The organism is Qipengyuania sp. SM2512 (genome assembly GCF_054954005.1).
The window spans coordinates 42,996-66,964 of the sequence record NZ_CM143134.1 but is presented as its reverse complement, the minus strand read 5'-3'; the positions used below and the strand labels follow the sequence as shown (position 1 = coordinate 66,964).

General features: G+C 66.2%; 28 protein-coding genes. 13 read left to right on the top strand and 15 right to left on the bottom strand.

Translation table 11 applies throughout. The annotated features are described in order from the left end of the window. The first annotated feature begins 35 nt into the window (after window positions 1–35). Window positions 36–1,103, top strand: a complete 1,068-nt coding sequence (locus ACQ5J0_RS00375) for a DUF2332 domain-containing protein (protein ID WP_462568561.1) — start codon at window positions 36–38, stop codon at window positions 1,101–1,103. On the opposite strand, the gene ACQ5J0_RS00370 is transcribed toward ACQ5J0_RS00375, so the two are convergent. From ACQ5J0_RS00370 to ACQ5J0_RS00350, 5 genes are read right to left on the bottom strand one after another with little or no spacing between them, the layout of a single operon-like run. After that, on the bottom strand, window positions 1,100–1,996 hold the full coding sequence (locus ACQ5J0_RS00370; protein ID WP_462568560.1) for an alpha/beta fold hydrolase: 897 nt from the start codon (window positions 1,994–1,996) through the stop codon (window positions 1,100–1,102). The genes ACQ5J0_RS00375 and ACQ5J0_RS00370 overlap by 4 nt on opposite strands. Continuing rightward, on the bottom strand, window positions 1,996–2,811 hold the full coding sequence (locus ACQ5J0_RS00365; protein ID WP_462568559.1) for an SDR family NAD(P)-dependent oxidoreductase: 816 nt from the start codon (window positions 2,809–2,811) through the stop codon (window positions 1,996–1,998). The genes ACQ5J0_RS00370 and ACQ5J0_RS00365 overlap by 1 nt, the downstream gene beginning before the upstream one ends. A 53-nt stretch (window positions 2,812–2,864) precedes the next feature. Next, on the bottom strand, window positions 2,865–3,749 hold the full coding sequence (locus tag ACQ5J0_RS00360) for a pirin family protein (protein WP_462568558.1): 885 nt from the start codon (window positions 3,747–3,749) through the stop codon (window positions 2,865–2,867). Continuing rightward, window positions 3,746–4,474, bottom strand: coding sequence for a glutathione S-transferase (locus ACQ5J0_RS00355; RefSeq protein ID WP_462568557.1), 729 nt, complete (start codon window positions 4,472–4,474; stop codon window positions 3,746–3,748). The genes ACQ5J0_RS00360 and ACQ5J0_RS00355 overlap by 4 nt, the downstream gene beginning before the upstream one ends. Then, window positions 4,471–4,743, bottom strand: a complete 273-nt coding sequence (locus ACQ5J0_RS00350; RefSeq protein ID WP_462568556.1) for a BolA family protein — start codon at window positions 4,741–4,743, stop codon at window positions 4,471–4,473. Before ACQ5J0_RS00350 ends, ACQ5J0_RS00355 begins: the two co-directional genes overlap by 4 nt. Before the next feature lie 57 nt (window positions 4,744–4,800). On the opposite strand from ACQ5J0_RS00350, the gene ACQ5J0_RS00345 reads away from it, so the two are divergent. Then, window positions 4,801–5,394 (top strand): J domain-containing protein, encoded by a 594-nt coding sequence (locus tag ACQ5J0_RS00345; protein WP_462568555.1) that lies wholly within the window; start codon window positions 4,801–4,803, stop codon window positions 5,392–5,394. A gap of 83 nt (window positions 5,395–5,477) precedes the next feature. Here ACQ5J0_RS00345 and ACQ5J0_RS00340 read toward each other — a convergent pair whose 3' ends face one another. Further along, on the bottom strand, window positions 5,478–6,323 hold the full coding sequence (locus ACQ5J0_RS00340; RefSeq protein WP_462568554.1) for an oxygenase MpaB family protein: 846 nt from the start codon (window positions 6,321–6,323) through the stop codon (window positions 5,478–5,480). A gap of 54 nt (window positions 6,324–6,377) precedes the next feature. Between ACQ5J0_RS00340 and cobS the strand changes: the two genes are divergently transcribed. Both cobS and ACQ5J0_RS00330 read left to right on the top strand, forming a co-directional pair. After that, window positions 6,378–7,370 carry a cobaltochelatase subunit CobS gene (gene cobS / locus ACQ5J0_RS00335; RefSeq protein WP_462568553.1) on the top strand — a complete coding sequence of 331 codons (993 nt, stop codon included), beginning with the start codon at window positions 6,378–6,380 and terminating at the stop codon, window positions 7,368–7,370. Between the two features lie 50 nt (window positions 7,371–7,420). Then, a complete protein-coding gene (locus ACQ5J0_RS00330) occupies window positions 7,421–9,673 on the top strand; it encodes a transglycosylase domain-containing protein (RefSeq protein ID WP_462568552.1) in 2,253 nt (750 codons plus the stop codon). 176 nt (window positions 9,674–9,849) lie between these two features. Here ACQ5J0_RS00330 and ACQ5J0_RS00325 read toward each other — a convergent pair whose 3' ends face one another. Genes ACQ5J0_RS00325 through pyrE form a run of 9 tightly spaced genes read right to left on the bottom strand, consistent with a single transcriptional unit; the run spans window position 9,850 to window position 16,254 of the window. Then, the gene (locus ACQ5J0_RS00325; protein ID WP_462568551.1) at window positions 9,850–10,269 is read right to left on the bottom strand and encodes a PaaI family thioesterase; all 420 of its coding nucleotides are present in this window, start codon (window positions 10,267–10,269) and stop codon (window positions 9,850–9,852) included. Then, complete coding sequence (locus ACQ5J0_RS00320) at window positions 10,262–10,720, bottom strand: PaaI family thioesterase (protein WP_462568550.1); 459 nt, start codon at window positions 10,718–10,720, stop codon at window positions 10,262–10,264. The genes ACQ5J0_RS00325 and ACQ5J0_RS00320 overlap by 8 nt, the downstream gene beginning before the upstream one ends. 47 nt (window positions 10,721–10,767) lie before the next feature. Next, entirely contained in the window at window positions 10,768–11,244 is a 477-nt protein-coding gene (ruvX, locus tag ACQ5J0_RS00315; RefSeq protein ID WP_462568549.1) for a Holliday junction resolvase RuvX, read from the bottom strand. Beyond that, on the bottom strand, window positions 11,223–12,461 hold the full coding sequence (locus ACQ5J0_RS00310; RefSeq protein ID WP_462568548.1) for a DUF3089 domain-containing protein: 1,239 nt from the start codon (window positions 12,459–12,461) through the stop codon (window positions 11,223–11,225). The genes ruvX and ACQ5J0_RS00310 overlap by 22 nt, the downstream gene beginning before the upstream one ends. Continuing rightward, the gene (locus ACQ5J0_RS00305) at window positions 12,451–13,620 is read right to left on the bottom strand and encodes an AI-2E family transporter (RefSeq protein ID WP_462568547.1); all 1,170 of its coding nucleotides are present in this window, start codon (window positions 13,618–13,620) and stop codon (window positions 12,451–12,453) included. Before ACQ5J0_RS00305 ends, ACQ5J0_RS00310 begins: the two co-directional genes overlap by 11 nt. Window positions 13,621–13,624: 4 nt before the next feature. After that, the gene (lepB, locus tag ACQ5J0_RS00300) at window positions 13,625–14,494 is read right to left on the bottom strand and encodes a signal peptidase I (RefSeq protein WP_462568546.1); all 870 of its coding nucleotides are present in this window, start codon (window positions 14,492–14,494) and stop codon (window positions 13,625–13,627) included. Then, on the bottom strand, window positions 14,491–14,892 hold the full coding sequence (acpS, locus tag ACQ5J0_RS00295; protein WP_462568545.1) for a holo-ACP synthase: 402 nt from the start codon (window positions 14,890–14,892) through the stop codon (window positions 14,491–14,493). Before acpS ends, lepB begins: the two co-directional genes overlap by 4 nt. 10 nt (window positions 14,893–14,902) lie before the next feature. Continuing rightward, on the bottom strand, window positions 14,903–15,676 hold the full coding sequence (locus tag ACQ5J0_RS00290; protein ID WP_462568544.1) for a pyridoxine 5'-phosphate synthase: 774 nt from the start codon (window positions 15,674–15,676) through the stop codon (window positions 14,903–14,905). After that, entirely contained in the window at window positions 15,673–16,254 is a 582-nt protein-coding gene (gene pyrE / locus ACQ5J0_RS00285; RefSeq protein ID WP_462568543.1) for an orotate phosphoribosyltransferase, read from the bottom strand. The genes ACQ5J0_RS00290 and pyrE overlap by 4 nt, the downstream gene beginning before the upstream one ends. Window positions 16,255–16,451: 197 nt before the next feature. Here pyrE and coxB point away from each other — a divergent pair, with 197 nt between their 5' ends. From coxB to ACQ5J0_RS00240, 9 genes are all read left to right on the top strand, one after another. Beyond that, window positions 16,452–17,564, top strand: coding sequence for a cytochrome c oxidase subunit II (gene coxB / locus ACQ5J0_RS00280; RefSeq protein WP_462568542.1), 1,113 nt, complete (start codon window positions 16,452–16,454; stop codon window positions 17,562–17,564). A 33-nt stretch (window positions 17,565–17,597) separates the two neighbouring features. Further along, window positions 17,598–19,319, top strand: a complete 1,722-nt coding sequence (gene ctaD / locus ACQ5J0_RS00275; RefSeq protein WP_462568541.1) for a cytochrome c oxidase subunit I — start codon at window positions 17,598–17,600, stop codon at window positions 19,317–19,319. A gap of 103 nt (window positions 19,320–19,422) precedes the next feature. Next, window positions 19,423–20,394 carry an alpha/beta fold hydrolase gene (locus ACQ5J0_RS00270; RefSeq protein ID WP_462568540.1) on the top strand — a complete coding sequence of 324 codons (972 nt, stop codon included), beginning with the start codon at window positions 19,423–19,425 and terminating at the stop codon, window positions 20,392–20,394. Between the two features lie 45 nt (window positions 20,395–20,439). After that, complete coding sequence (locus ACQ5J0_RS00265) at window positions 20,440–21,357, top strand: heme o synthase (protein WP_462568539.1); 918 nt, start codon at window positions 20,440–20,442, stop codon at window positions 21,355–21,357. Continuing rightward, entirely contained in the window at window positions 21,354–21,479 is a 126-nt protein-coding gene (locus ACQ5J0_RS00260; protein WP_462568538.1) for a hypothetical protein, read from the top strand. The genes ACQ5J0_RS00265 and ACQ5J0_RS00260 overlap by 4 nt, the downstream gene beginning before the upstream one ends. A gap of 2 nt (window positions 21,480–21,481) precedes the next feature. Continuing rightward, complete coding sequence (locus ACQ5J0_RS00255; RefSeq protein ID WP_462568537.1) at window positions 21,482–22,066, top strand: cytochrome c oxidase assembly protein; 585 nt, start codon at window positions 21,482–21,484, stop codon at window positions 22,064–22,066. Between the two features lie 65 nt (window positions 22,067–22,131). After that, entirely contained in the window at window positions 22,132–22,962 is an 831-nt protein-coding gene (locus tag ACQ5J0_RS00250; protein ID WP_462568536.1) for a cytochrome c oxidase subunit 3, read from the top strand. Then, window positions 22,962–23,348, top strand: coding sequence for a DUF983 domain-containing protein (locus ACQ5J0_RS00245; RefSeq protein ID WP_462568535.1), 387 nt, complete (start codon window positions 22,962–22,964; stop codon window positions 23,346–23,348). The genes ACQ5J0_RS00250 and ACQ5J0_RS00245 overlap by 1 nt, the downstream gene beginning before the upstream one ends. Then, window positions 23,345–23,965, top strand: coding sequence for an SURF1 family protein (locus tag ACQ5J0_RS00240; RefSeq protein WP_462568534.1), 621 nt, complete (start codon window positions 23,345–23,347; stop codon window positions 23,963–23,965). The genes ACQ5J0_RS00245 and ACQ5J0_RS00240 overlap by 4 nt, the downstream gene beginning before the upstream one ends. Window positions 23,966–23,969: the final 4 nt, after the last annotated feature.

Genomic DNA, 23,969 nt, shown 5'->3' with positions numbered 1-23,969 from the left:
GCAGATAGGGTCACGGACGAAAAAGGGCAACGCATATGGCCGACGACGGCGTGATGGATCTGGCTTCGATCCCCGAAGCGATCGAATGGCAGGCGCAGCACGCCGAAAAGGCGGGCGCTCCGGGCACGGCGCAGGTCATACGCGGGCTGATGGCACTGCAAAACAGCCACGCCGCCACCGCGCGCCGCATCTTCGCCTGGCAGGGGCTGAGCCTGCGAGACGCCATGCCGCTGCGGATCGCTGGCGGGATCCACAATTTGCTGCTGACGGGCGAGGAGCCGCGGCTGGCGGATGTCTACGCCGGCCGCGTTGCCTCGCAGGACGATGTCGATACGCTCATTCGCGAGATCGTCGAAGCGCATGACGCGCAGCTGATGCCCTGGCTCGACGGACCGCCGCAGACCAATGAAGCCGGGCGGTCCGCCAGCTTCGCCGCGGCACTGCTGTGGCTGGCGGACGGCCGCACGACCGCGCAGTTCGAATGGCTCGAGATCGGGGCGAGTGCGGGCATCAACACCATGATGGGCCGCTATCGCTACGATCTCGGCGGAGTGAAGACGGGACCGAACAGCAGCCGGATGCAGATCGCACCCGAATGGCGCGGCTCGCCTCCGCCCGCGAGCGCCATCGGCTTCGTCGATGCGCGCGGCAGCGACATTGCGCCGGTAGACCTCACCGACGAGCGGCAGGCGCTGCGCCTCAAGAGCTATGTCTGGCCCGAAGCGACCGGCAGGATGGCGCGCATCGATGCAGCGATCGCGCTGGCGCAGCGTATGCCTCCTGAAATCGAACGAATGGATGCGGGCGATTGGGTGATCAAGGAAGTGGCGCGAAAGCAGGAAGCTGGCGTGACGCGGGTGATCGCGCATTCGATCATGTGGCAGTATCTGCCCGAGTTCACGCAGGAGCGGATCGAGACGGCGATGGAGGAGGCCGGAGCCGCCGCCACCGCCGAAAGCCCGTTGGCGCACATCGCGCTGGAGACCAATCGCGAGACCTTCCAGCACGAACTCAAGGTGCGCTACTGGCCCGGCGGCGAGGTGCCGCAGCATCTCGCCAATGCGCATCCGCATGGCGCCTGGTTGGAGTGGCTGGGCGGTTAGACCTTCCGGCCCAGAAATTCCTCCATCGCCGCATTGACCGCATCGGGTGCTTCCCAGGGGACGAAATGGCCGCAATCGGGCACTTCGACGAGCGTCAGATCCTTCACCACCTCGCCCAGCCCCTCAAGGTTTTCCGGCGGCAGCGCGAGATCGTCGAGCGCCCAAATCACCAGCGTGGGGATCGTCAGCGGCGGTAGCGGCGGCGGGGTCCAGCCTTCGGGCAATTCGTAGGGCGCATCGGGCGCGGGGATGTCGATCGGGCTGGCGCGGTACCAGTTGAGCATGGCGAAGGCCGCGTCGCGATCCTGCCAGTCCTCGAGCAATTGCGCGCGCTCGGCGGGCTCCATCTTGTCGGGCGCATCCCAGCGGATTTCCTGCAGCAGGATGCCGCCAAGACCGTGTTCGCGCACCAGAGCGTCGTTCGCCGGATCGCGGAAACCGCGCATATACTGGCTCGCCTCGCGCTGGACCGGATTGGTGTAGAGCAGCCGCTGGAAGATTGCCGGGTGCGGGGCATTCGCCACCACCGCGCGGGTCACGCGGCCATTCATCTGGCCCATCAGCGCCACCCCCCAGGCGATCGCACCGCCCCAGTCGTGCCCGATCACGGTAAAGCGCTCGACCCCCAGCGCATCGGCGAGCAGGAAGATGTCGCCGACGAGTTTGTCGGGGGTGTAATCCTCCACCGCGGGCGGTTTGGACGAGCCGCGATAGCCGCGCTGGTCGGGCGCGATGCAGCGGAAGTCTTCCGAGAAATGCGCGATCTGGTGGCGCCAGGTGCGGTGGCTCTCGGGAAAGCCGTGCAGTAACATCAGCGCCGGCGCATCGCGCGGGCCTTCGTCCACCACATCGAGTTCGATCCCGTTGGCGAGCGTGACGCGGGTCTGTTCCATCACTGATCCTCTACCTGCATCTTGGCCATATAGCCCTTGGCGACCATCTGCGAAATCTGGTCGAACAACTGGTCGGGGGTGCGGCGCAGTTCGGCCATGGCTTCCTCCATCCCTTGCGCGACGATGATCTCGCGCTGCTTGAGCTCGACCGCATCGACGATCGTCTTCGCGGCATCGCCGGGCGCGATGCCCTCGTCGATGGCCTTGTCGCTGCGGCCGCGCCGGCTGCCGTCGCCGGTCAGCGCATTGCGGCTGACGTCGGTGGCGACCGAGCCGGGGCACACGACATGGACGTCGATCCCGCTCAGCGACAATTCGGCGCGCAGCGCGTCGGCGTAGCCGATCAGCCCGAACTTGGCGGCGCAGTAGGCGGTCCGCAGCGGCACGCCGACCTTGCCCGCCACCGAGGAGATGAAGACGAGCTTGCCGCTGCTGCGCTGTGTCATGTGCGGCAACAGTGCCTGCGTCGCGGCGATCTGCGCGGTGAGATCGATGGCGATGATGTCGCGATAGACCTGCATCGCGGTGTCGACCGCCGGGCTGCGCTGCGAGATACCGGCGTTGGCGACGAAGATATCGACGCCGGCCCCTTGCGTTGCGCGCGCGGTTGCCTCGCGCATCGCGTCCTCGTCGCGGACATCGAAGGGGAGCACCAGCGTCTCGGTCTCAAGCGAGGCGGCGACTTCGTTCAGCCGCGCCTCGTCGCGTCCGGACAGGATCACCCGCGCGCCGCGGCTCGCCCATTCGCGCGCCAGCGCCGCGCCGATGCCCGAGGAAGCGCCGGTGATCCAGACGGTCTTGCCCTTGAAGCTCATGATCATCTCCTGATAATTGTATTGCAGTCGCGTTGCCGATCGTTGTCGGACGCTTACGGGTAGGTGACGGTCTTGGGCGCGCCTGGGGGGAGCGGAATATGCTCCTCGGAATCTCCCGGAACCTCGGGAAACCGCCCTTCGCGCCAGTCCTGCTTGGCCTGTTCGATCCGCTCGCGGCTCGAACTGACGAAGTTCCACCAGACGTGGCGCTCGGTGGCAAAGGCTTCGCCCCCGAGCAGGATCACCCGTCCGCCCCGGTCCGATCTCAGCGTCATGCTGCGTCCGGGCTCGAGCACGGTGAGCGTGTAGAGATCGAGCGCGGTATCATCGATGCTCGCCGCGCCGCCGACCAGCATCAGCGCGCGCTCGTCGGCGCTCGGCTCAATCGGGGTAGAGCCTCGGGATTCCAGCACGATCTCGGCATAGATCGTCTGAGCATAGGTGGTCACCGGGGCGCGTTCGCCCCACAATTCACCCATCACGACAGTCGCTTTTGCGCCCTTGTCGGCGATCACCGGCAGGTTCACCACCGCCTCGAACGCCGGGTCGATCTCCTCGCGGCCATCGGGCAGCGCCAGCCAGGTCTGCATTCCGTAGAGCCGGGGACCGGTCTCGCGGTGCTCCTGCGGCGAGCGTTCCGAATGCACGATGCCGCTCCCGGCGGTCATCAGATTCACCTGCCCGGGGCGGATGGTCGAATAGCTGCCGAGGCTGTCGCGATGGTCGATCGCGCCCTCGAACAGCCATGTCACGGTGGCGAGATTGATATGCGGATGCGGGCGCACGTCCATCCCGGCGCCGATATCGAGCTGCGCGGGGCCGAACTGATCGACGAAGATGAAGGGGCCGATCATGCTGCGTTCGCGCGCGGGCAGGGCGCGGCGGACCTGGAACTGGCCGAGATCGTGGGTGGTCGGCACGATGGTCTGGGTGATCATTGGGCGTCCAGTTCGGGATAGTGGCGAAAGATGCCGTCCTCGTTGAAGGGGATGCGGCGCTCCGATTGCAGATAGGCGACGATGCCCGGCAGCTCGGCGACCGCATCGCGGCAGGCGCATATGCGCGGGTAGTCGGACTCGATCTGCGCCATCCGCCGCGGAAAGGCGTAGCGCAGCCCCTCGACCAGCTGGAACAGCGAGGTGTCGACATGGCAGAAGCCATCGGCGCGGAAGAAGGGGCCGGGATTCACGCCGAGGGCGGTTTCGAAATGGTCGAAATATTTCGGGATCCGCTCCTCGCGGAAACCCTTCGCTGCGGTGGCGGCGGCTTCCTTCTGATCCTCGTAATACAATCCGCCGCCCAGCGGATGGTGCGTATCATGCGCCTCGGCGACGATGTCGGTGATCGTCAGCTGGAGCTGGATCAGATGGAGGTCGGTCTGCGGGTCGCCGCTTCCCAGATCGTGGCGGTCGGTCAGCCAGGCGAGGATATGCGCCACCTGCGCGATGGCGATTTCTCCCTCGCCGTCTTTGGCGACGAGATAGGGCGGGGCATAGGGTGCGAAATTGCCGCTCTGCTCGCGCGCTTCCATATCCTCCACCAGCGCCTGCGCATCGGCCTGCCGCGCCCGGTCGCGATAGGGAATATCCGCGGCTTCCATGAAAAGCCGGACGAACTCGCCGCGGCCCTGGATGCCGGGCCAGTACCACAGATCGTAGCTCATGGCGTCGGCGCCGATGCCTGGATCGCCAGCGCGTGGACCCGCTCGCCGGGAATGTCGCCCAGCGCGCGATTGACCATCCGCTGGCGCTCGAGCCGGCTCTTCTCGGCGAAGGCGGGGGCCTCGATCACCACGGTGAAATGCGATTCGCCGCTGCCGTTGTCGCCCGAGTGGCCGCTGTGCTTGGCGCTGTCGTTGACCACCTCGAGCCGCGTCGGGGTGAAGGCTTCGGTGAGCAGGCGTTCCATTTCCTGCTGAACGGTTCCGGCCATGCGATTTTCTCCTTCCAGGGGTTTTCTAACGCGTCGGGCTTCCCCATCCTAATGCGAATGCGCACGACAAGGTTTCATGGCCGCTATGAAGCGGAAGGAAGAAGGTGTGAACATCCGGCCTGCAACGAAGCAGGCGAATTCCGTGCACCGGGCGGCGGGGGCCACGGCTTCGACGGGCCGGGCAATTGGCGCTGGATGTGCCTCGATCATGTTCGCGAGTTCAACGCGGGCTACGACTGGTTCGAGGGCATGAGCGTGGATGAAATCCTCGATGCACAGGGGGTTGCGTCCGGGTGGCGGACCGAAAGTTCGACCTTCCGACCGACTGTCGGGGTGGACGGGATGCCGCGCTGGGCCGATTTCGACGATCCGCTCGATGCAATCTCGGCGCGCGCCGGCGGGATCCGCAGCCGCGCCCGGCGCGAGGCCGAGATGGCGATGGATGGCCGCTTCAGCCGCGAGGAGGCGCAGGCGCTGGAGGAAATGGGTCTGGGTCTCGATGCCGACCGGACGCGCCTGCGACGGCGCTATTCCGAACTCGTGCGGCGCTACCACCCCGACCGCAACGGCGGCGACCGCAAGTTCGAGGCGAGGCTGGGCCGGGTGGTGGAAGCCTATCAATTGTTGCGCAAGAGTTCGGCGATGGGCTGACGAATGTCATCCGAGTAGCCATTCCCTAAAGCTCGATTTCACTTGAGGTTTCAATTCGCGATGCGCTGCCGGATCTAGGGGCTTCAGTTCTGACGGAACGCCCAGCGCAGCGTCTTGCCCATCCCCCAGGTCGCCGCGCGCGCGGGCAGAGCGATCAGTCCGGACCGGTCGAGCCCGAGCATCGAGCGGGCGAAGGGCGGCAGCAACGCCACGGCCTCGGAGCCGAGAATGCTCTGCACGGCAGGCGGCGCGCCCTCGGGTCGCTGGTTGAGAACCAGTTCGGCGATCTCGCGCGCCTGCGGTGAGGCCGCCAGATCGTGGCGCAATTCGCGGAAGATCGCTTCCGCCTCGCTCTGGTCGAGCGGAACCGGATCGGCGCCCAGCGCCTTGGCGATCACCGCGAACTGGCGGTAATATTCGTCCTTGGCGTGGTTGGGCATGTCGGGCCGAACGTAGCGGACATAGGCAGCCAGAAAACTGCTCGCCTCGGCCACATGGACCCAGGCCAGCGTCCGCGCATCGCGCGCCGAATAGGGGGTGCCGTCGGGCAGCGTGCCGTCGACCTGCGCGTGGATGCGGTTGACCCGCTCGATCGCGCTCATCGCCTCGTCGCGGTGGCCGAAGGTGGTGGTCGCGATGAAGCGCGCGGTGCGGCGCAGCCGCCCGTGCATGTCGCTGCGGAAGTTGGAATGGTCGAGCACGCCCTGCAGCGCATGCGGGTGGAGCATCTGCAGCAGCAGGCTGCGAATGCCGCCCACCATCATGCTCACCACATCGGCATGGACCAAGCGGATCGGCGAATCGCGCTCGAACAGCGCCTCGTCGCTGGGCGGGACCGATTGCTCGCCCCCCTCGACGTCGTGGAACACCGCGCGGACGCGGCCGACAAGGCGCTGGCGGAGTTTCTCGGATAGGTCGGCTTGCGGCATCGTCAGCCAATATAGGGTTGGCGCAGCGCGGATAAATGCCTAACCCGCAACGCGATGAACGACATGACCGAAAAGAGCTTCGACGCCTCCGCCAAGACCGTGCTGGCCGCGCCCGACACCGAGGTCGATGTGCGCGAGGTCTTCGGCATCGATATCGACTGGAAGGTGCCGGCCTTCTCGAAGCCCGACGAGCGCACCCCGGATCTCGACGAAGCCTATGTCTTCGATGCCGACACTACGCTGGCGATCCTCGCCGGCTTCGCGCACGATCGCCGCGTCATGGTGCAGGGCTATCACGGCACCGGCAAATCGACTCATATCGAACAGGTCGCGGCGCGTCTCAACTGGCCGTGCATCCGCATCAATCTCGACGCGCACATCAGCCGGATCGACCTGATCGGGCGCGACGCCATCGTGCTGCGCGACGGCTTGCAGGTCACCGAATTTCGCGAAGGTCTGCTGCCCTGGGCGCTCCAGCACCCGGTGGCGCTGGTGTTCGACGAATACGACGCCGGGCGCCCCGATGTGATGTTCGTCATCCAGCGCGTGCTCGAACAGCAGGGCAAGCTGACGCTGCTCGACCAGAACCGCGTGATCCGCCCCGATCCCAACTTTCGCCTCTTCGCCACCGCCAATACGGTCGGGCTGGGCGACACCAGCGGGCTCTATCACGGCACGCAGGCGATCAACCAGGGCCAGATGGACCGCTGGAACATCGTCATCGGGCTCAACTATCTGCCCGCCGAGACCGAGCAGGCGATCGTCGCGGCCAAGAACCCCGATGCCGACCCCAAGCTGCTTGCCGACATGGTCAAGGTCGCCGATCTGACCCGGCAGGGCTTCATCAACGGCGATATCTCAACCGTGATGAGCCCGCGCACGGTGATCACCTGGGCGCAGAACAACGCGATCTTCAAGAACGTCGGCTTCTCCTTCCGGCTCTCCTTCCTCAACAAATGCGACGAGGAAGAGCGGATGCTGGTCGCCGAATACTACCAGCGCGTCTTCGGCGAGGATCTGCCCGAGAGCGTGGTCGGCAAAAACTGACTCCGGCGGGTCTGGCCCCTCCTGTGTTGTTCTGTTAACACAGTAACCGCATGGGCCTGTTCGATCCTTTCCGCCGCAAGCCACCCGAGCCCGAACCGGCGCCGCATCGCGGCTATTACTCGCTGCACGACGGGCTGGGCGAGGATCCCGCTTACGATGAATGGGATGCACGGCTCGACGAGGTCGATCGCCGGCTTTCCGGCGAGCTCGATTCGGGCGGCACCTATCGCCTGCAACGCGAACCGCGCGGCGCCGAACGCTGGTGGCAGCGCGCTTACTGGCGCGACCGGCGCAAGCGCTGGTGGTCAGGGCGGATCATCGCCGCCGCGCTGGCGCTGTTCGTGCTGCTGGTCGCCTGGCTGGCGATCACCGCACCGCTCAACAAGTCGCTCCAGCCGATCGCCCCGCCTATGGTCACGCTGCTGGCCGCCGACGGCACGCCGATCGCGCGCAATGGCGCGGTCACCGACGAGCCGGTGGTCGTCTCCGAGCTACCACCGCATGTGGTCGAGGCCTTCATGGCGATCGAGGACCGGCGCTTCTACGACCATTGGGGCGTCGATCCGCGGGGCGTGGCGCGGGCGGTGTTCATGGGGGTGGGCGGCGGCTCGACCATTACACAGCAGCTCGCGAAATTCACCTTCCTGACCCCCGAACAGACGCTGACGCGCAAGGCGCGCGAGATGCTGATCGCCTTCTGGCTCGAGAGCTGGCTGACCAAGGACGAGATCCTCGCGCGTTATTTGTCGAACGCCTATTTCGGCGACAACGTCTACGGCCTGCGCGCCGCGAGCATGCACTTCTTTTACCGCCGGCCCGAGAACCTCACCGTAAGCCAGGCGGCGATGTTGGCGGGGCTGGTCCAGGCGCCGTCGCGGCTCAACCCGGTCAAGCATTACGAGCGCGCGGAGCGACGCCGGCAGATGGTGGTCGATGCGATGGTCGCGGCGGGGTATCTAAGCGAGGCGGAGGCGCGCAACCTGCGCCCGCCCGCGCTCGATGTCCGGCTCAAGAGCGATCTGCCCACCGGAACCTATTTCGCCGATTGGGCGCTTCCCGAGGCGCGCGAGCGGACCAGCGGCGGCTATGCCCGCCAGACGCTCACCACCACGCTCGACAGCCGGTTGCAGTCGATCGCCCGGGTGGTCACCGGACGCCCGGAGTTGGGCGGGGCGCAGGTCGCGCTGGTCGCTATGCGTCCCAATGGCGAGGTGGTGGCGATGATCGGCGGGACCGATTACGGCAAATCCACCTTCAACCGCGCGACCCAGGCCAAGCGCCAGCCCGGATCGACCTTCAAGCTGTTCGTCTATCTCGCCGCCCTGCGCGCCGGCTGGGACCCCGACGACCGCATCGCCAACACCGCGATCGAGGAGGGCAGCTATCGCCCGAAAAATTCCCGCGAGCGCTATTCGGAGAGCCTGACGCTGCGCGAAGCCTTCGCCCAGTCGAGCAATGTCGCTGCGGTGCGGCTGTTCGGCGAGGTCGGCTCCGAGGCGGTGATCGAGACCGCGCGCGATCTGGGCGTAACCTCCGCCCTGGCCGAGGGCGATCCCAGTCTTGCGCTCGGCACCTCGACCATGAGCCTGCTCGAGCTGACCTCCGCCTATGCCGGGGTCGCGGCCAACCGCTATCCGGTCGATCCCCACGCCTTTGCGCGCGCAGAGCCGAACTGGTGGGAGCGGCTGTGGGATGGCAGCGACACGCTCTCTGGGCGCGTCCTCACCGACATGGAGGACATGCTGCGCCACGCGATCAACCAGGGCACCGGCCGCGCGGCGATGCTGCCCGGACCCAATTTCGGCAAGACCGGCACCACGCAGGACAATCGCGACGCGCTGTTCGTCGGCTACGCGAACGATCTGGTTGTCGGGGTGTGGATCGGGAACGACGACAATTCGCCGCTCGACGGGATCAGCGGCGGGGGGCTGCCCGCGCAGATCTGGAAAGATTTCATGCGCCAGGCCGGCGGTGCGGCCGCGCCGCAAGCCAATCCGACCCAGCGCGCCGATCCGGGCGGACCGGTTGAGCCGCAGGATGTGCCCGAGCTCGAGGACATCCCGTTCGAGGACGGATCGCGGCTGCGGTTCGAGGATGGCGAGATGATCTATTCGACCGATGTCGAAGGCGTCGATCTCGACCTGCGAGTCGGGGAGGACGGCATGCGCGTCGATTCGCAGCGGTTCGAGGAAGTCCGCCGCCGCGCCGAGGAAGCGACCCGCGAACGGATCGAGCGCGAGGAGGAGCGAATGCGCGAACGATACGAGATCGAGCGGCAGCGGCTCGAAGAGCAGGACCGCTAGCTAGGGTGCGAAGAGAACTGCGCTGGGACCGCCAAAAAAGCGCGCTCGGGCGCAAAACAACACGCGTCATCCCAGCGAAGGCTGGGATCTGCTTCAGGTGGAGGACCAGGTGGCGAGCGATCCCAGCTTTCGCTGGGATGACGGGGGAAGGTGATCGGGTGCCGCCTTGATGGCGGCTAAGCTGCGCCTTCCGCGTCCACCATCAGGATGTTCATCACTGCGCTGGCGATCGGCTTGGCCTCGTCGTCCTGCCAGGCCTCGACACTGATATTGGCGGTCCGGCGCCCCAGCTTGACGATCCGCGCCCGGGCAAAGCTGGGACGCGTTTTGCCGCTGCGCAGGAACTGGACGGTGATGTTGATCGGCTTCATCTGCGCCACGCGCCCTGAACGCGCCAGTTCCGCGCGCAGCGCGCCGTAACCCGCCGTCTCGAGCAATCCGCTGATCGCGCCGCCGTGAAGCGCGCCGGGCCGACCCTGCACCGAGTCGGAGAATTCGACCCGCAGCACGGGCGTATCGTCTTCCCAGCGGTCGAGCACGATACCCAGCGAGCGGGCGTAGGGCGTGACGATCTCGATATCGCGCGGATCAGCCATTGGGCAACTCCACGTGACGTGCATCGATCGACATGAAGACCGCCTGCATATGCGCCACCGGGTCTTCGGCGTCGCCGTCATGCGCGATGCCGCGCACGAAGGCGGCCGAGCGGGTCAGGCGATAGCATTGCGCGCGCCCGAACACGCTCGAACAGCCGCGGGCGGGACGGGTGTAGTCGACCCGCAGATCGAGCGTGGCGATGGCGCGGAAGTGGCCCATCCGGGTCCAGATCGCCAGCCCGCTGGCCATGTCCATCAGGCTGATGATGGGACCCGAGGCGAGCACCTCGCGGCCGTCCTCGCCCAGCAGGTCTTGACGCCAGGGGAGTTCGAGCTCGACCCAGTCCTCGCCGTGATCGCGATAGGCGAGCCCCAGCCAGCCATTGTGCGACCGCGCGGTCAGGAACGGGGCCGCCTGCGCGGGATCGAAACGGGGGTGCTCATCGGCCATCGCCGCTCGCCCTGCCGCGCGGGGCGGGCGAATACAATGGCTAAAGCCTAATTGGTCAGCGTATCGATCGCGCCCTGGAGGATGATCGCGGCGGCGTGGCTGTCGATCCGCTCGGCGCGCTTGGCGCGGCTCATGTCCTGCCCGATCATCGCCGCCTCGGCGCTGGCGGTGGACCAGCGTTCGTCCCACAGCAGCACGGGCAGCGCGAGCGCGGCGGCAAGGTTGCGCGCATAGGCGCGGCTCGCCTGCGCGCGCGGGCCTTCGCGTCCGTCCATATTGCGCGGCAGGCCGATCACCAGCCCCCTGACCGCGCGCTGCTGGACCAGTTCGCGCAGCTTGCCGCAATCGGCGGTGAACTTGCCGCGCGGCAGGGTTTTACCCGCGGTCGCGAAGCGCCAGCCGGCATCGCATGTCGCGAGGCCGATGGTGCGGGTGCCGAGGTCGAGACCGAGCAGCACCCCGCCATCGGGCAGTTGCTCGTCGAACGCGGCCGCGCTGTCGGTTACGAGGCCGCTTGCGTCCATGCCCGCACGCGCTCCAGAACGTCCTGCTGCACATTCGCCCAGAACAGCGGAATGTCGTAGACGTGGTAATTGTTGCCCGGCAGCACGCCTTCGCCAAGCTCGGGGGGATCGCCGATCAGCAGCAGGCCCGAGGCATCGCAGCGCGCCGGGACCGCGCCTGCAACCAGTTCGCCGCGGCTCAGGCTCGGGTCGGGGACGAGCGTGCCGAGATTCTCGCTCGCAGGTGCCTCACCATTGGTCCCGCCGGTGATCGGATTGACGCACAGGATCGGTCCGTCGCCGCGCGGCTCGCCGTTGAAACCCGGGGTGACGCTGTAGCGGCGCATCAGGAAATCCGGGTCGTTGTCGTCGGCAAAGCTCGACCAGCCCAGGATGCAGCCCGCCTGGCCCGAGGCGGCGCAGGCCGGGAAGGGGAGCGCGGGCAGATCGTGCTCGACCGAGATCGGCCAGCCCGGGGCGTAGACCGCGGCGATCCGGCCTTCCAGCTCGGTCCCGGCGACCTCTTCCATCAGTAGCCGCAGGATATGCAGCGCGCCCTGGCTGTGCCCGGCCAGGACGATCGGCTTGGCGGGATCGACGCTCTCGACGAAATAGCGGAACGCCTCGCGGACATCGCGGTAGGCGGCGTCGATCGCCAGTTTCGCGGCGGGCCGGTCGGTCAGGAAAGCGCCCACCGCCGCCTGACGGTATTTGGGCGCCCAGATCTCGTCGGCGGCGTTGAAGGGGCTTGCGAGCCCGCGCAGGAAGGTCCGCGCGCGCTGGTTGGTGGAGGTGTCGGTGAGGCTGGCGTTCCAGTCGCCGCCCGCCTGGATATAGCTGGTCGGGGGCACGAAGAAGACCGCGAATTCGGGTGTCTCGGTGGCATCGACCGGATCGGCGCGGCGGCTGCTGTCCGCCTCGAGCGTCGGCAGCGCTTCGCCCAGCGTGCGTTCGGCGGCGGGTGCTTCGGGGGACGGCTCGCGCGTGGCCGGATCCTCGGGGGTCTCGGCGATGGCGGGCTGATAGCGCGCCGGATCGTCGGTCCCGATGCCGGGGCGCGAATACCACATTCCGGGGTCTTCATAGGCGTTTGCGGCAAGCGCTTCCTGCTCGACGAACTCGCCGCGCGGGACGAAGGCGATCTCGGTTGCCTCGCGCGACCAGATCGAGAGCGCGACCCCCCCCAGGATCACGACGACAATGACGAATGCGATGAAATAGAGAAATTTACGCGCCATCCGGTGCTGCCTCTCGAGCGTGATCTTCGGCCTGACCGTTCCCGTTCGCGGTTTCGGCGCGGCGTTCCAGCGCGACCTTGATCATCGCCAGCAGGGGGTCCGCCAGGAACAGCCCGAGGATGCCGAACAGGATACCCATCACCAGCTGCGCCGCCAGGACCAGCGCCGGAGCCAGATCGACCGTCTTGCGAGCGATCATCGGGACGACGACATAGCCGTCGAAATTCTGGACGAACAGATAGACGAAGATCGTGTAGAGCCCCATGTCGAGCCCGCCGGAGAAGCCGACCAGCACCATCAGCACGCCCGAAATGATCGCGCCGAGATTGGGCACGAAGGCCAGCAGCCCGGTCAGGATCGCCAGCAGCGCTGCCATCGGAACCGCGCCAACCCCGATCAGCGGTCCGACAAATGCTAGCATGACATAGGTGAACACGCCTTCGATCAGCATGCCCAGCAGCCGTCCGGCCATCAGCCGGCGCAGGGTCTGTGCCATCCGCGTGGCGGTCAGGTAAAACGATGCGCGCTGGTCGCGCGGCAAGGTCCAGGCGACGCCGCGCTCGTAAAGCTGCGGCTCGAGCGCCACATAGACGCCGATGATTACGATCAGCACCACGGTCGTAAGGCCGCCCAGCAGGCCGCCGAGCGCGCGAGTGAGCGTCCCGATCCCGCTGGTGATGCTGCCCGTATAGTTCTGAAGCTGGGCCTGGCTGATCTCGAACCCCTGCGCCTGGGCCCATCCGACCAGGTCGGCGATCTGCCGTTCGATGATCGCGGGAAACATCGCGGCTTCGCTCGAGACCGTCGAACCGATGAAATAGCCGAGCCAGATCAGGAAAGCGACAGTCAGGATCAGCACGATCGCGACCCGCAGGTAGCGCGGTATCGGCAGAACCCGCCCGAGCAGGCGAGCGCCTCCATCGATCATTGCAGCGAAGACGAGGGCGCCGAAAACCACCAACAGGGATTGGGAGATGTAAACCGCGAGGATCATTCCCCCGACGACCAGGGTCCACGCAAAGGCGCGGCGGATCTCGAATTGCAGCCGCGGATCGGCAACGCGCGAGGGGCTGTCTCCCAGATCCTCACGCGCCAGTTGCGCGGGAGAGGCGAAGCGGCTCTCGTCTTCGCCCTGTCCGGTTGCGGTAGGGCCGCTCATGAAACTACTCGGCCCGTTCGGCGAGCGGCGGGCGCAGCGTCGACCAGGCGCGGTCGCCGCGCAGCGAACTGAACCAGCTCACCGGATTGAGGCTCGTGGTGCCGTCGAGAGAGAAGGTGATGAATTCCGCCCGCCCGCCGATGTTCTCGAGCGGCACCGGGCCGCCCAGACCCTGCGCGAAGATCTCGGCGCGGCTGTCGGCGGAATGGTCGCGGTTGTCGCCCATCACGAAGACATGGCCCTCCGGCACGGTGATCTCGGCGTAATTGTCGAGATACTGCTCCTGGTGATCGATGATCAGATAGCTTGCACCATTGGGCAGCGTCTCGCGCCGCACCGGGATCTCATAGACCGATTCACCATCCGCCTCGCGCATCAGATAGGGCGCGAAATCGCCCAGGCAGGGATCGCCATTGCACAGATGCTGGTCGTAATCGGCCGGAATGCGCAGCGCCGGCTCGACTTCCTGCGGCACCGCTTCGCCATTGAGAATGATCCGTCCGTCGCGCACCGCGATGCGGTCGCCGGGCAGCGCGACCACGCGCTTGATGTAGTCCTCGTCGCGGGTCGGATGCACCGGAATGACGACATCGCCATATTCGGGCGTGTCGCCAAAGATACGCCAGTCGCCGCGCGGGGCGAGATGGAAGCTGGTCGACGACCAGTTCCAGCCATAGGGATATTTGCTCACCACCAGCCGGTCGCCCACGAACAGATTGGGCAGCATCGAGGTGCTGGGAATATAGAAGGGCTTGGCGACGAAGCTGTGGAAGGCGAACACGGCCAGCAGCATCAGCGCGAGCCCGCGCAGTTCGGCGAACCAGTTGACCTTGTCAGCGGATGGCTTGGTGAGGGCGATGGTGTCGGAACTCATTTGCGCAGGGCCTCGATGACAACCAGGGCCTGCGCCCATGGATGATCGTCGGTGAGGGTGAGATGAATATGCGCCTCATGGCCGGGCGGCACCATTTCCGCAAGCCGCTTCGCAGCTCCGCCGGCAAGCGCCAACGTGGGCGCGCCCGAGGGAGCGTTGACCACGCCGATATCCTTCATGAACACCCCGCGCCTGAACCCCGTGCCGATCGCCTTGGAGAAGGCCTCCTTGGCGGCGAATCGCTTGGCATAGGTGCCCGCGATCGTGAAGGGGCGGCGGCGGGCCTTGGCGCGCTCGGTCTCGGTGAAGACGCGGTTCTCGAATCGCTCGCCGAAGCGGTCGAGAGAGGACTGGATTCGCTCGATATTGCACAGGTCGGAACCCAGACCGATGATCACCGCGCCCGCCTCATCTTGCGTTGTCCATCAACTCGCGCATCTGCCGCACTGCCTGTTCCAGCCCGACGAACACCGCCTCGCCGATGAGGTAGTGGCCGATGTTGAGCTCGGCGATCTGCGGGATAGCGGCGATCGGCTGGACGTTGTCGTAGGTCAGTCCGTGGCCGGCGTGCGGCTCGATCCCGTTCTTTACGGCCAGCGCGGCCATCTCGGCGATCCGGCGCAATTCGCGCGTCCGGTCCTCGCCGGTGGCATGGGCGTATTCCCCCGTGTGGAATTCGACCACGGGTACATTTAGTCGCAGCGCCGCCTCGAGCTGGCGCTCCTCCGCCTCGATGAACAGGCTGACGCGGATGCCGTGGTCGAGCAGCCGGGCGACGATCGGCGCGAGGCGGTTGTCCTGCCCTGCGGCATCGAGCCCGCCCTCGGTGGTGCGCTCCTCGCGCTTTTCGGGCACGATGCAGGCGGCGTGCGGCATATGCGCCAGCGCGATGGCGAGCATTTCCTCGGTCGCAGCCATTTCCAGATTGAGCGGCAGGCCGGTGGCGTCCTGGATCCGCCGCAGGTCGCCGTCGCGGATATGGCGCCGGTCTTCGCGCAAATGCGCGGTGATCCCGTCGCCGCCGACCGCGGCGACGATCTGCGCCGCGCGCACCGGGTCGGGGTGGTCGCCGCCGCGCGCATTGCGGATGGTCGCGACGTGGTCGATGTTGACGCCCAGCCGCAGCGGGAGCGATCGGGGCAGCTCGGGGCGCAGCAGCTCGGGGCGGAGGATCTCGCTCAAGCCTTGCGGCTTCCGGGCTTGGTGATCGGGATCGCCGCCAATTCCTCGGGCAGCTCGTCCTCGGCATAGGTCGGGAAATTGATATCGAGCAGCGCGAAGAAGGGGACCCCCAGATCGGCCTCGCCGTCCGAGCGATCGACCAGCGCGACCTCGGCGATCACCTCGCCGCCTTCGCGTGCCACCGCCGCGATCGCCTCGCGGCTCGACAGGCCGGTGGTTACCACATCCTCGACCATCAGGACCTTCTGTCCCGGCTCGATCCTGAAGCCCCGGCGCAAGTGGAACTCGCCATCGGGCCGTTCGAGAAAGACCGCGTCCTTTTCCAGGCAGCGCCCGACTTCATGGCCGATGATCAGGCCCCCCATCGCCGGGCTAATCACCAGATCGATCTGCGAGCGAATCTCGCGAGGCAGCTTCTGGCACAGCCCACGGGCGAGCCGCGCGGCGCGATCGGGGTTCATCAGCACTCTTGCGCACTGCAGATAATGCCCCGAATGGCGGCCCGATGAGAGCAGGAAATGGCCCTCGAGCAGGGCTTCGCTGCTGCGGAAATCGGCGAGGATGTGTTCGTCGTTCATATCCCGCGAGCACAAAGCGATTTGGCGGCGATTGCGCAAGAGGCAAACGAGCTTGCGCATTTTTTGCCCCCTTCTGCTTGAGGCGCGGGGAAAGCCTGCCTATAGGCGCACACAACTCGGCCTATCGGGCGACCTGTGTCGTACCCCGGGCCGGTATCCGTGGCGGTGATCCGCCCGTGCCAGTGAAACGGGACAATATGTCGAGCATTCAATCTCTTGCCGCCCATCGCGGGGCTTTCCGGATCTTCGCAGCGCTGTTTGCTGCGCTCGTGCTGGCCTTCGGGTTTCAGGCTGCCTACGCGCAATCGACGCTCGAAAGCGGCGATCTCGTCGCCCCCGTTCCGGCAGTGACGCCGCCCGCGGCGCTGGAACAGATCGATCCCGCCGTCGCTGCCGACGTCGCCGATCCCGATGCGGTCGTGGCTGGCGCCGACAGCTATTCGCCGATGGCACCGGTCGAAGGCAAGGGGATGCCGAGCGACGGCCTGCTGGATATCCAGGACCAGTTTTCCGAGGATGGGCGGTTTGCCTACGATCTGCATATCGGTCTGGTCTGGATGATGACGCTGATCAGCGTTTTCGTGCTCGCGCTGCTGCTCTATGTGGTGGTGCGTTTCAACCGCAAGGCCAATCCGGTCCCCTCGAAGACGACGCACAATACGCTCATCGAAGTGGTGTGGACCGTGGTGCCGGTGCTGATCCTGGTGGCGATCGCGATTCCGTCGATCGGGCTGCTCGCCCGGCAGTACGAAGTGCCCGGCGAAGACGCGATCACCATCAAGGCGACCGGCTATCAGTGGTATTGGGGCTACACCTATCCCGACAATGGCGAGTTCGAGATCATCTCGAACATGCTCGACGAGGAAGAGGCCCTGGCGCGCGGCGAGCCCGGGCAGCTGGCGGTCGACAATCGTCTGGTCGTTCCCGCCGGCGTCCCGATCCGCCTGCAGGTCACCGCTGCCGACGTGATCCACAGCTTCGCTGTTCCGTCGCTGTGGTTCAAACTCGATGCCGTTCCGGGCCGCCTCAACGAGCGCCTGCTCGAGATCGAAGAGCCTGGCGTCTATTACGGCCAGTGTTCGGAGCTGTGCGGCGCGCGTCATGCCTATATGCCGATCGCGGTCGAGGCGCTGCCGATGAACGAGTGGCGCGCCTGGGTTCGCGCGCAGGGCGGCACCTTCCCCGAGGACGAAGCGGCTGCTGCCGAGGCCGAAGCCTCGCTGCCGCCCTTGCAGGGGCCCGAAAGCGCGGTACCGGGCGCGCCCGGGGCCGGCGCTGCGCCCACCGAAGACACGTCGCCGACCACGTAAACCGAATTCCAGCGAACGAAGAGACCACGCATCATGGCCACCACAGCCGACGCATTCCAGGCCCATGCCGACGATCACGCGCATGACCATGCCGATCACAAGCCGGGCTTCTTCGCCCGCTGGTTCATGTCGACCAACCACAAGGACATCGGCACCCTCTATCTGATCTTCGCGATCATCGCGGGGATCGTGGGCGGTGCGATTTCCGGCATCATGCGGATGGAGCTGGCCGAGCCGGGTATCCAGTACCTGACCTGGTGGGCCGAGCTCATGGCCGGCACCGGCGATATCGACACGGCGCTGCACATGTGGAACGTGTTCATCACCGCGCACGGTCTGATCATGGTGTTCTTCATGGTCATGCCCGCGATGATCGGCGGGTTCGGCAACTGGTTCGTGCCGCTGATGATCGGCGCGCCCGACATGGCCTTCCCGCGGATGAACAACGTCAGCTTCTGGCTGACGGTGGCCGGCTTCCTGAGCCTGATCTTCTCGCTGTTCGTGCCGGGCGGAACCGGTCCGGGTGCGGGCACCGGCTGGACCGTCTATGCACCGCTGTCCACCAGCGGCTCGGTCGGCCCGGCGGTCGATTTCGCGATCTTCTCGCTCCACCTCGCGGGCGCAGGTTCGATCCTGGGCGCCACCAACTTCATCACCACGATCTTCAACATGCGCGCGCCGGGGATGACCCTGCACAAGATGCCGCTGTTCGTGTGGTCGGTGCTGGTCACCGCCTTCCTGCTGTTGCTCGCGCTCCCGGTGCTTGCCGCGGCGATCACCATGCTGCTGACCGACCGCAATTTCGGCACCACCTTCTTCGATCCGGCGGGCGGCGGCGATCCGGTGCTCTACCAGCACCTGTTCTGGTTCTTCGGTCACCCCGAGGTCTACATCATGATCCTGCCCGGTTTCGGCATGATCAGCCAGATCGTCGCGACCTTCAGCCGCAAGCCGGTGTTCGGCTATCTCGGCATGGCCTACGCCATGGTCGCGATTGGCGTGGTCGGTTTCGTGGTGTGGGCGCACCACATGTACACCACCGGTCTCGACGTGAACACGAAGATGTATTTCACCGCCGCGACCATGGTCATTGCGGTCCCGACCGGGGTGAAGATCTTCAGCTGGATCGCCACGATGTGGGGCGGCTCGATCGAGTTCAAGAGCCCGCTGGTCTGGGCGCTGGGCTTCATCTTCCTGTTCACCGTCGGCGGTGTTACCGGTGTCTATCTCGCCAATGGCGGCATCGACGATGTGGTCCACGACACCTATTTCGTCGTCGCGCACTTCCACTACGTGCTCTCGATGGGCGCGGTGTTCTCGCTCTTCGCCGGCTTCTACTACTGGTTCCCGAAGATGAGCGGCCGGATGCACTCCGAACTGCTCGCGCACCTGCACTTCTGGGGCTTCTTCATTGGCGTGAACGTGATCTTCTTCCCGCAGCACTTCCTCGGGCTCAACGGGATGCCGCGGCGTATTCCCGATTATCCGGCGGCGTTCGAGTACTGGAACAACATCAGTTCGATCGGATACGAAATCATGGCCGCCTCGATGCTGCTGTTCTTCGCCAATCTGATCTACGCCTTCACGGTCGGCAAGAAGGCCCCTGCCAATCCCTGGGGCGAGGGTGCGACGACGCTGGAATGGACCCTGTCCAGCCCGCCGCCGTTCCACCAGTTCGAGACGCTGCCGGTGATCGAGGATCATCACGATTACCACGATCATCGCCAGGACGGGCCGCAGACCACGACGGTCTGAGGATCGCCCGAAGCGAACACGAAAAGCGGCCGGTCCCCAAAGGGCCGGCCGTTTGCGTTTGTGCCGGGTTTCGACTCGAGACCAACCCTGAGGAGATAGGCCCATGCCCGAGACCAGCCCCGAGATGCGTTCGATCGACGTCGGAGACGCCACGCTGCGCTGCGCAATCGCCGGCGAGGGACCGCTGGTGGTCTTCGTCCACGGCTTCCCCGAAAGCTGGTACAGCTGGCGCCACCAGCTCGGCCCCGTCGCGGAGGCCGGCTTCACCGCCTGCGCCATCGACGTGCGCGGTTATGGCGGTTCGGACAAGCCCGAGCCGATCGAGGCCTATGCGCTGGAGCGGATCGTCGGCGATCTGGTCGGATTGCGCCGCGCGCTGTCGCCCGAGGCGCCCGCGGTGCTGGTGGGGCACGACTGGGGCGCGCCGATCGTGTGGAATTCGGCGCTCACCAACCCCGAGCATTTCCGTGCGGTGGCCGGGCTCTCGGTACCCTTCGCCGGGGTCCCGAGCCGGCCGTTCACCGAGGTCTTCCGCGAGCATTTCACCGCCAAGGGTCGGTTCTTCTACCAGGAATATTTCCAGGAGCCCGGCGTCGCCGAGGCCGAGGCCGAGGCGGACCCGCGCGAATTCGTCCAGCGGATGATGTATTCGATCTCGGGCGATGTGCCCGAAGGGAACTACTGGGACAAACCCTATGGCGCGAGTTTCCTCGAAGGTCTTCCCGAGCCGCAGCCGGTCCCTTGGCTGAGCGAGGCGGATCTCGATTTCTACGAGGGCGAGTTTCGCGCCTCGGGCTTTCGTGGCCCGCTCAACCGCTATCGCAATCACGAGCGCGACTTCGAATGGCTCCAGCCATTCGCGGCGCGCAAGATCGAACAGCCCGCACTGTTCATCGGCGGGAGCCGCGATCCCGCGTCGTTCCTGTTCGGCGCGATCGAGGATCCGGTGGCGTTCACGCGGATGTTCGCCCCCAATGTCGAGGGCACGGTGCTGGAGGGCTGCGGCCACTGGACCCAGCAGGAGCGCCCCGAGGAGGTCAACCGCCTGCTGCTCGACTGGCTCGGCAGGCTCTAACGCCCTTTCGCGCTCGGCCGTGCGCGGCTATAGGGCTCTCATACCATGACCCAGACCGTACCCCTCGTCCTGCCCGCCGATTGGCGCGACTTCTTTGCCCTGACCAAGCCGCGGGTGATGAGCCTGGTGATCTTCACCGGTCTGTGCGGCCTGCTCGCGGCACCCGGCTCGATCCATCCGGTGCTCGGCTTCGCCGCCATCCTCTGCATCGCGCTGGGCGCGGGCGGGGCGGCGGCGCTCAACCAGTGGTGGGAAGCCGATCTCGACGCCGGGATGAAGCGCACCGCCAAGCGTCCGCTCCCCGCCGGCCGGATGCAGCGCGGCGATGCCCGCGATTTCGGCATCGCGCTCTCGGTTGCCTCGGTGCTGGTGATGGGGCTGGCGATCGGCTGGCTCGCGGCGGGGATTCTCGCCTTCTCGATCCTGTATTATGCGGTGGCCTACACCATCTGGCTCAAACCCCGCACACCGCAGAACATCGTCATCGGCGGCGGCGCGGGCGCGTTCCCCCCGCTGATCGGCTGGGTCGCGGTGACTGGCGAGATCACCATGATGCCGGTGCTGCTGTTCGCGATCATCTTCTTCTGGACCCCGCCGCATTTCTGGGCGCTCGCGCTGTTCGTGAAATCGGATTACGCCAAGGTCGGTATCCCGATGATGCCCGTCGCCCGCGGCGAGGCCAGCACGCGCCGCCAGATTCTGGCTTATGCCGTGCTGCTGGTGCCGATCGCCGCCGCGCCGTGGTTCATCGGCGGGACCGGCATGGTCTACGGACTTGCGGCGCTCGCATTGTCGCTTGCCTTCCTTGCGCTTTCGCTCCCGGTGGCTTTCCGCCAGACCGGAATCGACGATGCAATGAAGCCCGAGAAGCGGTTGTTCGCTTTCAGCATCCTCTACCTCTTCGCGCTGTTCGCGGTGCTGGTCGTGGACCGGGTGCTGGTAGCCAATGGAGTGACGGCATGACGCCCGAGGAAGACACCGAACGCAAGCGCCGCCAGCGCAGCCGCAATCTCGTGATGGGCGGGGTGCTGCTGTTTTTCGTGGCGCTGTTCTATGCGATCACGATCGTGCGGATGGGCGACTGACGATGACGACTGCAAGCCTCGACAATCGCAACGCGCGGACCGCCCTTTTCGCCTTAATGGGGGCGGCGGCGATGCTGGGCATGGGTTTTGCCGCAGTGCCGCTCTACGATCTGTTCTGCCGCGTTACCGGCTTTGGCGGGACGACCCAGCGCGCGAGCGAATCCGACGCGGCGCTTGCCGCGCGGACGGCGCAGAGCGCGGGCGGGCGGGAGATCTCGATCCGCTTCGACGCCAGCACCGCTCGCGATATTCCCTGGACCTTCCGCCCCGAGCATCCCACCGACCGCGTCCAGATCGGTCAGCGCGATCTCGCCTTCTACACCGCGCGCAACAACAGCGACGTGCCGATCACCGGCACCGCCACCTTCAATGTCGAGCCCGAGCAGACCGGGCGCTATTTCAACAAGATCCAGTGTTTCTGCTTTACCGAACAGGTGCTCCAGCCGGGTGAGGAAATCCGCATGCCGGTGCTCTATTATGTCGACCCCGCCATCCTCACCGACGAGAATGCCAAGGATGTCGAGCAGATCACGTTGAGCTACACCTTCCACCGCGCCGAAGACCGGCCCGAAATCCGCAGCGAGTAAGGCTGGACCCGGGGCGCGACGCGCTTTAAGGGCACCGGCATCCGATCCACAGGACCGAAAGACCCATGGCTGGCACCGTAAACCACGATTATCACATCCTCGCACCCGACATCTGGCCGCTGATCGGCTCGCTGTCGGCGCTGACCTTCACCTCCGGCATGGTGCTGGGCTTTTATCCCGACCTGTTCGGGGCGGCGAGCTCGATCGTCGTGTGGGCCGGTCTAGCCGGTCTGATCGCGACCTTCTTCATGTGGTTCTCGAACATCGTGAAGGAAGCCGAGCGCGGCGATCACACCCCCGTGGTGCAATTGCACATGCGCTACGGCATGATCCTGTTCATTGCCTCGGAAGTGATGTTCTTTGTCGGCTGGTTCTGGAGCTGGTTCGATTTCGCGCTGTTCCCCAGCGAACTGTCGGATGTGATCGGCGGCGTCTGGCCGCCTGCAGCGATCGAGGCGGTGATCGATCCGCTCTCGCTGCCGCTGCTCAACACGCTGATCCTGCTGTGTTCGGGCACCACGGTCACCTGGGCGCATCACTCGCTGATCCAGGGCGATCGCGATGGCCTCAAGAAGGGCCTGTGGGCGACGATCATTCTGGGTGCCATATTCACCGCCATTCAGGCCTATGAATACCTCCATGCGCCGTTTGCATTCGGCGGCAACACCTACAGCTCGGCCTTCTACATGGCGACCGGCTTCCACGGCTTCCACGTGCTCATCGGCACGATCTTCCTGATCGTCTGCCTGCGCCGCAGCTATCTGGGGCACTTCACTCCGCGCCAGCATTTCGGCTTCGAAGCCGCTGCCTGGTACTGGCACTTCGTCGACGTCGTGTGGCTGTTCCTCTTCATCACCGTCTACGTCTGGGGCGGCTGGGGCGCCGAAGTCCACTGATGCAGCCCGGTTCGCCGGACACGGAAACGGGGCGGCCTTCCCTTGCGGAGGCCGCCCTTTTCGGTTGTTGCCCGCGCTGCGGGGAGCGCACGCTGTTCGACGGCGTGGTCAAGTTCGCCCCGCGCTGCAGCGCCTGCCAGCTCGATTACGAGCGGTTCAACGTCGGGGACGGACCGGCGGCCTTTCTCACCCTGATCATCGGCGCGCTCATCACCGGGCTGGCGATCTGGCTCGACGCCGCGGTCCGCCCGCCGTTCTGGGTCCATATCCTGCTGTGGGTGCCGATCACCATCGGCGCGGTGCTCGGCGGCCTGCGTGTCTCCAAGGCGCTGCTGCTGATCGCGGAATATCGCAACAAGGCCGGTGAAGCCGGACGGTCCGAATGAGCGGACCGACGATCGCACGCATCCCCGTTTTCTCCACCGTCATCGTGCTGGCGGCGGTGGCGGTGATGATCGCACTGGGTTTCTGGCAGTTGGGCCGGATGAGCGAGAAAGAGGCGCTTATCGCCCGCTACGCCGCGGCGAGCGATCGCGCCGCCGTCGCCTGGCCGACGGCCCCGGCGCAGTACGAGTCTGCCCTGTTTCGCCGCAGCACCGTGGAGTGCGAGCGGGTAACCGGCTTCGACAGCATTGCGGGCACCTCGCGCCGCGGCGAGAAGGGCTGGGCGCAGATCGCGCGCTGCCTCCTGCCGGATGGCGCCAGCGCGAATGTCGCGGTGGGCTGGTCGCGCGAACCCTTCCCCCCTGCATGGGAGGGCGGAACCGTCACCGGGCTCGTCGCGTCCTATGGCCAATCGGTGCGCCTGGTCGCGATCGAACCGGTCGCCGGGCTGCAACCGCTGGCCGCGCCCGATCCCGCCGATCTGCCCAACAATCACCTCGCCTACGCGGGTCAGTGGTTCCTTTTCGCGCTGACTGCGCTGGTGATCTACGGCCTCGTGCTGCGCCAGAAGCTGGGCCTCACGACCGGGCGCCGGAGCGACCCGGCTTCGCCGCGCTAAAGCG

Bases quoted from the DNA above. Each gene is read 5' to 3' on its own strand.
- ACQ5J0_RS00375 (WP_462568561.1), top strand. From the start codon at position 36: ATGGCCGACGACGGCGTGATGGATCTGGCTTCGATCCCCGAAGCGATC.
- ACQ5J0_RS00370 (WP_462568560.1), bottom strand. From the start codon at position 1,996: ATGGAACAGACCCGCGTCACGCTCGCCAACGGGATCGAACTCGATGTG.
- ACQ5J0_RS00365 (WP_462568559.1), bottom strand. From the start codon at position 2,811: ATGAGCTTCAAGGGCAAGACCGTCTGGATCACCGGCGCTTCCTCGGGC.
- ACQ5J0_RS00360 (WP_462568558.1), bottom strand. From the start codon at position 3,749: ATGATCACCCAGACCATCGTGCCGACCACCCACGATCTCGGCCAGTTC.
- ACQ5J0_RS00355 (WP_462568557.1), bottom strand. From the start codon at position 4,474: ATGAGCTACGATCTGTGGTACTGGCCCGGCATCCAGGGCCGCGGCGAG.
- ACQ5J0_RS00350 (WP_462568556.1), bottom strand. From the start codon at position 4,743: ATGGCCGGAACCGTTCAGCAGGAAATGGAACGCCTGCTCACCGAAGCC.
- ACQ5J0_RS00345 (WP_462568555.1), top strand. From the start codon at position 4,801: ATGCGCACGACAAGGTTTCATGGCCGCTATGAAGCGGAAGGAAGAAGG.
- ACQ5J0_RS00340 (WP_462568554.1), bottom strand. From the start codon at position 6,323: ATGCCGCAAGCCGACCTATCCGAGAAACTCCGCCAGCGCCTTGTCGGC.
- cobS (WP_462568553.1), top strand. From the start codon at position 6,378: ATGAACGACATGACCGAAAAGAGCTTCGACGCCTCCGCCAAGACCGTG.
- ACQ5J0_RS00330 (WP_462568552.1), top strand. From the start codon at position 7,421: ATGGGCCTGTTCGATCCTTTCCGCCGCAAGCCACCCGAGCCCGAACCG.
- ACQ5J0_RS00325 (WP_462568551.1), bottom strand. From the start codon at position 10,269: ATGGCTGATCCGCGCGATATCGAGATCGTCACGCCCTACGCCCGCTCG.
- ACQ5J0_RS00320 (WP_462568550.1), bottom strand. From the start codon at position 10,720: ATGGCCGATGAGCACCCCCGTTTCGATCCCGCGCAGGCGGCCCCGTTC.
- ruvX (WP_462568549.1), bottom strand. From the start codon at position 11,244: ATGGACGCAAGCGGCCTCGTAACCGACAGCGCGGCCGCGTTCGACGAG.
- ACQ5J0_RS00310 (WP_462568548.1), bottom strand. From the start codon at position 12,461: ATGGCGCGTAAATTTCTCTATTTCATCGCATTCGTCATTGTCGTCGTG.
- ACQ5J0_RS00305 (WP_462568547.1), bottom strand. From the start codon at position 13,620: ATGAGCGGCCCTACCGCAACCGGACAGGGCGAAGACGAGAGCCGCTTC.
- lepB (WP_462568546.1), bottom strand. From the start codon at position 14,494: ATGAGTTCCGACACCATCGCCCTCACCAAGCCATCCGCTGACAAGGTC.
- pyrE (WP_462568543.1), bottom strand. From the start codon at position 16,254: ATGAACGACGAACACATCCTCGCCGATTTCCGCAGCAGCGAAGCCCTG.
- coxB (WP_462568542.1), top strand. From the start codon at position 16,452: ATGTCGAGCATTCAATCTCTTGCCGCCCATCGCGGGGCTTTCCGGATC.
- ctaD (WP_462568541.1), top strand. From the start codon at position 17,598: ATGGCCACCACAGCCGACGCATTCCAGGCCCATGCCGACGATCACGCG.
- ACQ5J0_RS00270 (WP_462568540.1), top strand. From the start codon at position 19,423: ATGCCCGAGACCAGCCCCGAGATGCGTTCGATCGACGTCGGAGACGCC.
- ACQ5J0_RS00265 (WP_462568539.1), top strand. From the start codon at position 20,440: ATGACCCAGACCGTACCCCTCGTCCTGCCCGCCGATTGGCGCGACTTC.
- ACQ5J0_RS00260 (WP_462568538.1), top strand. From the start codon at position 21,354: ATGACGCCCGAGGAAGACACCGAACGCAAGCGCCGCCAGCGCAGCCGC.
- ACQ5J0_RS00255 (WP_462568537.1), top strand. From the start codon at position 21,482: ATGACGACTGCAAGCCTCGACAATCGCAACGCGCGGACCGCCCTTTTC.
- ACQ5J0_RS00250 (WP_462568536.1), top strand. From the start codon at position 22,132: ATGGCTGGCACCGTAAACCACGATTATCACATCCTCGCACCCGACATC.
- ACQ5J0_RS00245 (WP_462568535.1), top strand. From the start codon at position 22,962: ATGCAGCCCGGTTCGCCGGACACGGAAACGGGGCGGCCTTCCCTTGCG.
- ACQ5J0_RS00240 (WP_462568534.1), top strand. From the start codon at position 23,345: ATGAGCGGACCGACGATCGCACGCATCCCCGTTTTCTCCACCGTCATC.